Annotated in this window: 2 protein-coding genes; both read right to left on the reverse strand. The window is 37.8% G+C overall.

Annotation, left to right across the window (positions count from 1 at the left end; all coding sequences use genetic code 11):
* A partial coding sequence (locus ACRCYC_RS03525) for a prepilin-type N-terminal cleavage/methylation domain-containing protein (protein ID WP_438617810.1) occupies nucleotides 1-96 on the reverse strand: 96 nt, incomplete at its 3' end.
* The gene (locus ACRCYC_RS03530) at nucleotides 96-1,472 is read right to left on the reverse strand and encodes a hypothetical protein (protein ID WP_438617809.1); all 1,377 of its coding nucleotides are present in this window, start codon (nucleotides 1,470-1,472) and stop codon (nucleotides 96-98) included. The genes ACRCYC_RS03525 and ACRCYC_RS03530, both read right to left, overlap by 1 nt.
* Nucleotides 1,473-1,490: the final 18 nt, after the last annotated feature.

Raw genomic sequence — 1,490 nt, forward strand, 5'->3', positions numbered from 1 at the left:
TTGCAGAGCAAACAAGGCGGGAACCGTTATGGCAATCACCAGCATTGCCACCAGAACTTCAATTAAACCAAAGCCACGCGAGTGTGAAATAACCATCAATAATCACTCCATGAGCCGGCCATAATTCCCTGAGACTTTAAATTATCACTCATGTCATTAAGTAGTTTTGAGTCGTACGTTAACTTAAATGATGATTCAAACCACGCCTTACCTTGGCTATCTAATAAAATAGTACCGACCATAGTAACTGTATCTCCAGCGTAGAAACGAAGATTCACCTTAGAATCTTTTACACTGTCAATAAGAGATATCATACCCCTATAGTTCGAACCGCCTTCAGTATAAAAAATCAAACCTTTCTCTGGATCTGTGATGTATTTATATGCTTGAGAGTCTTCTTTTGGCAAGCCTGTAAGATTGATTACTATATTAGCTGGCTCGTTTTCTGATGGTGATGGAAGCTTCCCACCCAAATTACATCCCCAAACAGATGGGTACCCTGCGCCAATATAAGGATAAACCTGAAACTCATGAATGGAGCTCGCATCAAGATCAAGCCAGATATGATTAGCCAACTTCCCTTTATTTTTTGCATCAGGCATTGACTTAATTACCGCCTCGCATTTTGAGCCAGAATCGACTTTAACATCGGCCATATTTAGAAATTTTGCTTTTGATTTCTTAAACTCTTCACCTAAATATACAGAACTTGCTCTATTTTTATCATTAATATCTTTATTCTGATTAAATCCCTTTGTTTCATCTACTGGCTTCTGTCCATGTGACGGATCAACACTGATCCCAGTATCATCGCCTATCATTTTAAAATCATAGTTAGGTGTCTTAGAGCCCTGATGTAAATCATAAAATAGCTTCCCTCCCGTTTCGACACTCCCTCCAGTAACACTGCCATCTGCAATATGAAAGTATGTATTACCCACAATATATACATCACCAGTAGACACAATTGCGGATTTAGGTATCGTTTTCATCCCACCAATAGATTGGTATACAGTACGTAATATAGCTTCAAAACCATTCGCCTGACCGGCCGATACTATTTCAAAAAGGCCACTTTTATCATGACGAATTGTAGTTCTATATGTGGAAATTAGCTTTGAATTTTCTTTTTGTTCACCATTAAATGAAAACTGACCTTCGCAAACCACTTCGCTATTTTCATTTACGGCGTTATCATCAGGCCGACAATAACAGTTATTATTTACCGTTCCATTATTCTTCGTTTCTTTACTTTCAAATAAGCACGGCAACCTTTTATTATTTTTCGTTACGGTTTTAAGAGCCTGAGTCATTCCTGAATGTGCTGCATTATAGGCTTCATAGTAAACAACTTCATCGTTCGCTTTCTTTGCATTAAATAACATGCCTTTGCTTAAATAAAATACAGCAATCAAAGCGATCGCGCTCAAAACAAGCGTGACTGTTAATGTCGCAAATCCTTTTTTAATCATAGCATTGAACTCTCAAGT

It is taken from the genome of Paraclostridium sp., from assembly GCF_051657365.1.
In the GTDB taxonomy this organism is placed as follows: domain Bacteria; phylum Bacillota; class Clostridia; order Peptostreptococcales; family Peptostreptococcaceae; genus Paraclostridium.